The organism is Palleronia pelagia (assembly GCF_900110115.1).
GTDB lineage: Bacteria > Pseudomonadota > Alphaproteobacteria > Rhodobacterales > Rhodobacteraceae > Palleronia > Palleronia pelagia.
Genome location: NZ_FOCM01000001.1, coordinates 878,485 through 885,629 on the forward strand (window position 1 = coordinate 878,485; position 7,145 = coordinate 885,629).

The window sequence follows — 7,145 nt, forward strand, 5'->3', positions numbered from 1 at the left end:
ATGGCGACACATGTGAACTCGTCTGGGCCAGGTCAGAGGTGCTGTCGTTTATCCCGCACAAAGACCGTTGCGGTCATCGGCCTGGCCATGGTGCGTCATCCCGGCCGCGTGGCCATGCGCACGCATTTCGGCGGCAAGAGGCTGGTGGACGCACTGGTCCAGGAACAGCTTCCGCAAAAGTGACGCGCTGCGCTCACTCGACGGCGCCGGTGGCGCTTGGGCCATTCCTGAGCGCGCGCCATGCGTCGTGCTGGGACAGGAAGACCCGGCCGTTCAGCTGGTCGAGAAAGTGCGAGCGACGCAGGCGGTCCATGACCGGGCCCTTCACCTCGGACAGGTGCAGGCCCACCTCCATGTCCTTCAGGCGCTGGTTGATCGCCTCGAGGCTTTCCAGCGCCGAATAGTCCACCTCGTTCACCGCCGAGAACTGCAGCACCACGTTGCGGATCGTGGTGCCCGTCGTCACCCGCCTTTGCACCAGGTCCTCGAGGAAGCGCGCATTGACGAAATACAGGCTCTCGTCGACCCGCAGCGTGACCAGCGATGGATCGGTCTCGACGGTGTGGCGGTGGATGTTGCGGAAATGCTCGGTGCCGGGCACGCGCCCGACCTCGGCCACGTGGGGGCGCGATGTCTTGTAGAGATGCAGCAGCACCGAGATCGCCACGCCGGAAGCCACGCCGATCTCGACTCCAAGGCCCAGGGTCAGCAGGATCGTGACGGCCACCGCGCTGAAATCGGCGCGGCTGTAGCCCCAGGTCTTTTTCAGGATCGACAGGTCCACGAGGCTCAGCACCGCGACGATGATCGTCGCGGCCAGCGTGGCGTTGGGCAGGAAATAGACCAGCGGCGTCAGGAACAGCGCGGCGAAGGCAAGGCCGATGGCGGTGAAGGCCCCCGCCGCCGGCGTCTCGGCGCCTGCGTCGAAATTCACGACCGAGCGCGAGAAGCCGCCGGTCACGGGAAAGCCACCGGTGAACGCCGCGCCCAGGTTCGCGGCGCCCAGGCCGATCAACTCCTGGTCGGGATCGATGCGCTGACGCTTCTTGGCCGCGAGTGTCTGGGCGACCGAAACGGATTCGACGAAGCCGATGACCGAGATCAGGATCGCCGGGACCAGCAGCGCGCCCAGAAGGTCGGGATCGAGTCCCGGCAAGGTCAGCGGCGGCAGGCTTTGCGGCACCTCGCCCACGATGCGGACGCCCCGGTCGGCCAGCCCCAGGGCCCAGACCGCGACGGTGGTCGCCACGACGGCCGCGACCGGGCCGGCCTTGGTCAGGATATCGGCCGGCAAGGACGGCACGCCCAGCCCGCGCAGGGTGGGCTTGAGGTTCTTGCGCGTCCAGAACAGGAACGCGGTGGCCGCTACGCCGATCAGGACGGTGATCCAGTTCACCTCGGACAGGTTCGACAGCATCGAGCCAAGCATTTCGGGCAGCGTATGGCCGTGCGCGGTGACCCCCAGGATGTGCTTGAGCTGGCTGGTGGCGATCAGAAGGCCCGACGCGGTGATGAACCCCGCGATGACGGGATGGCTGAGGAAATTGGCGAGAAACCCCAGCCGGAACAGCCCCATCAGCAGCAAAAACCCGCCCGACAGGAAGGCCAGCGTCAGCGCGGCGACGGCATAGCCCGCGGTTCCCTGCTCGGCCACCTGCCCCACGGCGGACGCGGTCAGCAGCGACACCACCGCGACCGGCCCCACCGCCAGGGCGCGGCTCGTGCCGAAAATGGCGTAGAGCACGATCGGCGCGATCGAGGCGTAGATCCCGGCCTGCGGCGGCAGCCCCGCGAGCAGCGCGTAGGCCAGCGATTGCGGGATCAGCATGATCGTCACGATCAGCGCGGCGATCAGGTCGTTCGACAGGGCGCGCCGGTCATAGCTCCGGCCCCAGTCGAGTATTGGAAGGTACTGTCGGAAACTCGGCATCGTGCACTCACAGTCTGTAAAGGGCGGTCAGGGGCGTGCAGGGCCCCCGACCGCCACGGTCGGGCCGCAAAGGGAGAGTCCGGCCCGAATGAAGGGGCCGGTCACTCGGCCGCGACGTTCAGAGGCTCGGGCCTGGCCATCCATTCCTTGCCCTTCAGCATCGCCTGCCAATAGATCGGCGGAAGCAGGCGTTCCTTCAGGAACCAGGCCGCGCGCGAGGGCTTCGTTCCGTCCAGCAGCGCCTTGGGGAAGGATGGCTTCAGCGCGCCGCCATACCCGAACTCGGCCAGCACGATCTTGCCCCGCTCGACGGTCAGCGGGCATGAGCCGTAGCCGTCATATTGCGCCACCGCCGAACGGCCGGCGATGTCGGCCACGATATTCGCGGCCACGGTCGGGGCCTGCTTGCGCGCGGCCGCGGCGGTTTTGGCGTTGGGCGCGTTCATCACGTCGCCCAGCGACCAGATGTTGTCGAACGCCTTGTGCCGGAGCGTCGACTGGTCGACATCGACCCAGCCCGCCGCATCGGCCAGGGGCGAGACGCGGATGAAATCGGGCGCCACCTGCGGCGGGCACACGTGGATCATGTCGAAATCGACCGTGATCTCGGCCGGCGCGGTTTCGGGCTTCGCCACGCGGAAGGTCGCTCGCTTGGCCGGGCCGTCGACCGCCACCAGGTCGTGGAAGAAATTCAGGGTCGCGTCGTATTTCTCGACGTAGCGCATGAGCGCGGGCACGTAATCCTTGACCCCGAACAGGACGCCGCCCGCGTTCATGAACTGGATGTCGATATCCTTCAGCACGCCCCGCCGGAACCAAGCGTCTCCCGACAGGTACATGGCCTTCTGCGGCGCGCCGGCGCATTTGATCGGCATGGGCGGCTGGGTGAAGATCGCCCGGCCCTGTCTCATGCTTTTGACCAGCTCCCACGTGTAGGGCGCGAGGTCGTAGCGGTAGTTCGACGTCACGCCGTTCCGGCCCAGCGTGTCTTCCAGCCCTTCGACCTTTTCCCAGTCGAGCTTGAGCCCCGGGCAGACGACCAGCCGGTCGTATTTCACCACGCGGCATCCGTCGAGGATCACGGCATCGTTTCCGGGCTCGAAGGCGGCGACGGCGGCCTTGATCCAGTGCACGCCCTTCGGGATCAGGCTGCCCATGGTCTTCGCCGTGCTTTGCGCGTCGAAGATGCCGCCGCCGACCATGGTCCAGCCGGGCTGGTAGTAATGCACATCGGCGGGGTCGATCACCGCGATCTCCAGCCCCGGCTTCCGGGCCTTCAGGCTGGCGGCGACCGAGATGCCCCCGGCCCCTGCCCCGACGATGACCACGTCGAAATGCGCGTCGCCTGTGTCGGTGGGCGTCCTGCCGCCATTGGCGATCCGGCGGGCGACGCCGTTCATGTCGTAGCCCGCGGCCTTGGTCGCCGACAGGATCTCGGGCATGGGCCGCTTTCCGGCTTCGCGGAAGGACCAGAGCGTGGCCGACCGGGTGCCGCTGCGGCAATAGGCCAGCACGGGGCGCTGCAGCTCGGCCATGGCGGTGCCGAACGCGGCCACGTCCGCGTCGGTGACCATGCCCGACTGGACCGGTACATAACGGGCCTCGATCCCCGCCTCCCTGGCGGCCGCCGCGATCTCTTCGAACGACGGCTGATCCGCGCCCTCGCCGTCAGGGCGGTTGCAGATGATCGCGCGGATGCCCGCCGCCTTGAGGGCCGGCATGTCGCCGGGCGCGATCTGCGGGCTGACCGAGAACGTGTCGGTAATCTTCTTCATGTCCATCTGGGGCTCCTCCGTGACTGCCCGTGGCGAGGGTAAAAGGCCGCTCATCCGCCGGGACGGGTGAGCGGCTGGCGGTCGCTTACAGGCCGTTGACCGGCACCTTCAGCATCGGGTTGCCGTCCTTGTCGCGCGGCACTTCGCCGGCGCGCATGTTCACCTGCAGCGACGGGATGATCAGCCTGGGCATGGCCAGCGTCGCGTCACGCTCGGTCCGGAACTTGACGAATTCTTCCTTCGTCTTGCCGCCACCCACGTGGATGTTGTGGGCCTTTTCGGCGCCCACCGTGGTCTCCCACTGGATGTCGCGGCCATTGGGGCCGTAATCGTGGCACATGAACAGCCGCATGGCGTCGGGCAGCGCCAGGACCTTCTGGATGCTGTCGTAGAGCTCGCCCGCGTCCCCGCCGGGGAAGTCGGCCCGGGCCGATCCGCCGTCGGGCATGAACAGCGTGTCGCCCACGAAAGCCGCATCCCCCATGACATGCACCATGCAGGCCGGCGTATGGCCGGGCGTGTACATGGCGAAGGCGGTCATGTTGCCCACCTGGTAGGTGTCGCCATCCTCGAACAGCGCATCGAACTGCGATCCGTCGCGCTGGAACTCGGTGCCCTCGTTGAACACCTTGCCGAAGGTATTCTGCACCACCATGATCTTCGAGCCGATGCCGATCTTGCCGCCCAGCCTGGCCTGGATATAGGGCGCGGCGCTCAGGTGGTCGGCGTGGACATGGGTCTCGATGATCCACTCCAGGCTCAGCCCCTGGCGCTCGACCTGGCGGATCAGTTCGTCGGCGTGATCGTAGGTGATGCGCCCGGCGGCGTAGTCGATGTCCATGACGCTGTCGACGATGGCGCACGCGTTCGAGGACGGATCCTTCACGATGTAGCTGATCGTGTTCGTGGCCTCGTCGAAGAAGGCCTGGACGTCCGGCTTGATGTCCATGTTCACGGGATAGGTGGTCATTTCATCTGCTCCTTCTAAGACGGGCGGGCCGTCCATGGCCCCTGCCCCTTTGCATCATTATGTCGGAAAGCGCGGCCCCGCCGCCTGTCGCCATCTTCATGCCGAGACCCTGCGGACGAATGTCGCCGTCGTGCCCCGCGCGATCAGGATCCCCGCCACCACTGCGGCGACGAACAGGACGACCTCGACCCGACCGGTGCCAAGCGCGGGCAGCGCGCCGCCCGGACAGAAACCGGCGATGCCCCAGCCGATGCCGAAGACGGCCGCGCCGCCGACGAGTTTCGCATCGATGGCGCGCGCGGTGGGCAGGCTGAAGGCGCTGTCGAAGACCGGCGCCGCTCGGCCGAAGACCAGCTTGTAGCCCAGGAAGGTCGTCACCAGCGCACCGCCCATCACGAAGATCAGCGACGGGTCCCACGCCCCGGCGATATCGAAGAAATTCAGGACCTTCGCCGGGTTGGCCATGCCCGAGATCGAGATGCCGACCCCGAAGACCAGTCCGACCAGGTATGTTGCGAGAAGTTTCATTCTCAGCCTCCGATCACGTGCCGCAGGACGAAGACCGTCGCGAAGGTGAACGCCATGAAGGTCACGGTTGCGACGATCGAGCGCGGGCTGAGCCGCGCCATGCCGCATACGCCGTGCCCCGAAGTGCAGCCCGACCCCCAGGTCACGCCCATCCCGACGATGATGCCACCGATGACCAGCGCCCCCGTCGAGACGGGGACCTCGACCGCCGGCATCTCGCCCATCACCTGCCAGATGGCGGCCGGGGCGGAAACCATGCCGGCGAGCAGGGCCGCGCGCCATGCGAACTCCGCGCCCGAGGCCGGGAAGATGACACCCGACAGCACGCCGGTCGCGCCCATGACACGGCCGAGCGTCAGCATCAGCAGCGTGGCGGCCAGGCCGATCAGGACGCCGCCGGCCAGCGACGCCCACGGGGTGAAAACGGTTTCGATCATCAGCAGTCCCGGCAGGTCTTGAGCCCGACGACGCTGTAGAGCGGGCAGTTTCCGACAAGCGCCGTCAGCGTGAAGATGCCCGCGACGACGATGGCGCCCCAGAACAGGATCCCGTGGCCCAGCATCGGTGTGGCGAGGGCGAGAATCAGAAGGACGGCGGCAACGATCAGGCGTGCGCCGCGGTCGAGTTTTCCCATATTCGTGGACATGTCTCTCTCCATCCAGAATCGATGGAACAGACATCGCACGGGTCGGTCGTGATCCTTGGTGACTTGGTCACAGACTCCGGGAAAAAACCGGCCCGGTCGCGCGTCAGACGTGCGCGCCCGCCGATTTCACCAGCCGCGCCAGCCCCTCCTTGCCGGTCAGATGGACCTCGCCGCGCGATTGCTCGACCCAGCCGCGGCGGTGGAATTCCGACAGCGTGCGCGAGATGACCTCGCGCGCCGTTCCCAGTTCCGTGCCGAGCGCGGCGTGGGTGGCGTGGACCACGTCCCTGTCATCCGCGAGCTCCAGCAGACGCGCCGCAAGGCGCACATCCATGCGCTGGAACACGATGTCGTCGATCAGGGTGAACAGGTCCGTGATGCGGCGCGAATAGGCGGTGAAGACGAACTCGCGGAACACGGGCGATTTGCCCACCAGGCTGTCGAAGGTCTTGCGCGGGATGGCGACAGCCCGGACATCGGTCTCGCTGATCCCCTCGGCCGCGTAATCCTCGAAGGCCAGCATGCAGGCCGTGGTCAGCACGCAGCTTTCGCCCGCGTGCACGCGGTACAGGAACACGTCGCGCCCCGTGTCGGATTTCTGCTGGACCTTCACCGTCCCGTCGAGCAGCAGCAGCAGGTTGTCGGCCGTCTGCCCCGGCGCGAAGATCTGCGCGCCGGCGGGCGCCGTGACGATCTGGCTTCCGGCCTCGAGCTCGGCCCGGATATCGGCGGGAAGCCGGGTCAGGCCGGGGAACGTGTCGATCCAGGTGTCGGGCATGGGCGGCTTGTCCTCGGGCGGTGTGGGGGGCGGCGCGTCGGGCCGCCGGGATCGGTCTCCATGCTGCACGCCGCGGGGCCGACTTCAAGCATCGGGATCATTCGGGCGGCGGTCCCGGCACCAGCCGCCGGCCTTCTCCGCGAAGCCTGTCGCCGTCACCCCCAAGGTTGATTGGCCGGCCACCCTTTCGACGGTCGTGTCTCGAATGCTGTGGAAATTCCCTGGCAGCGTGTTCCGGGCATGTGAAGGTTCGGCCTCTCAGGCGGCGAGGTCAAGGGACATGGGTCCGAGGGGCTGAGAGAGGGTCTCCCATCCGTCGACCTTGCGCATCTGGATCTGGCCGGAGGCGAGCAGCGCCCACAGCAGCATGGGCACGGTCTCTGCGCATGGCAGCACGGTCTGCGTCTTGATGCGGCGCCGAAATTCGCCGTTCAGCCGTTCGATGGCGTTGGTCGTGCGCGCGGATTTCCATTGCGTCGGATCGAGCCGTGTGAAGGTGAATAGCCGGTCGCCTGCTT

At 67.2% G+C, this 7,145-nt stretch carries 8 protein-coding genes; all 8 read right to left on the reverse strand.

The features are described 5' to 3' along the window. Positions 1-193: 193 nt before the first annotated feature. On the reverse strand, positions 194-1,930 hold the full coding sequence (locus BMX96_RS04195; protein ID WP_091844350.1) for a SulP family inorganic anion transporter: 1,737 nt from the start codon (positions 1,928-1,930) through the stop codon (positions 194-196). Between the two features lie 101 nt (positions 1,931-2,031). Beyond that, positions 2,032-3,711 carry a bifunctional protein tyrosine phosphatase family protein/NAD(P)/FAD-dependent oxidoreductase gene (locus tag BMX96_RS04200; protein WP_091844351.1) on the reverse strand — a complete coding sequence of 560 codons (1,680 nt, stop codon included), beginning with the start codon at positions 3,709-3,711 and terminating at the stop codon, positions 2,032-2,034. Positions 3,712-3,790: 79 nt separating this feature from the next. Further along, on the reverse strand, positions 3,791-4,675 hold the full coding sequence (locus BMX96_RS04205) for an MBL fold metallo-hydrolase (protein WP_091844352.1): 885 nt from the start codon (positions 4,673-4,675) through the stop codon (positions 3,791-3,793). Between the two features lie 96 nt (positions 4,676-4,771). Further along, positions 4,772-5,203 carry a DUF6691 family protein gene (locus BMX96_RS04210; RefSeq protein ID WP_091844353.1) on the reverse strand — a complete coding sequence of 144 codons (432 nt, stop codon included), beginning with the start codon at positions 5,201-5,203 and terminating at the stop codon, positions 4,772-4,774. 2 nt (positions 5,204-5,205) lie between these two features. Next, positions 5,206-5,640, reverse strand: a complete 435-nt coding sequence (locus BMX96_RS04215) for a YeeE/YedE family protein (protein WP_091844354.1) — start codon at positions 5,638-5,640, stop codon at positions 5,206-5,208. Then, positions 5,640-5,849, reverse strand: a complete 210-nt coding sequence (locus tag BMX96_RS04220) for a YgaP family membrane protein (RefSeq protein ID WP_073125612.1) — start codon at positions 5,847-5,849, stop codon at positions 5,640-5,642. Before BMX96_RS04220 ends, BMX96_RS04215 begins: the two co-directional genes overlap by 1 nt. A gap of 103 nt (positions 5,850-5,952) precedes the next feature. Next, positions 5,953-6,627 carry a Crp/Fnr family transcriptional regulator gene (locus BMX96_RS04225; RefSeq protein ID WP_091844355.1) on the reverse strand — a complete coding sequence of 225 codons (675 nt, stop codon included), beginning with the start codon at positions 6,625-6,627 and terminating at the stop codon, positions 5,953-5,955. A gap of 258 nt (positions 6,628-6,885) precedes the next feature. Next, the coding region (locus tag BMX96_RS04230) for a transposase (protein ID WP_139209959.1) at positions 6,886-7,145 on the reverse strand (260 nt) is incomplete at its 5' end.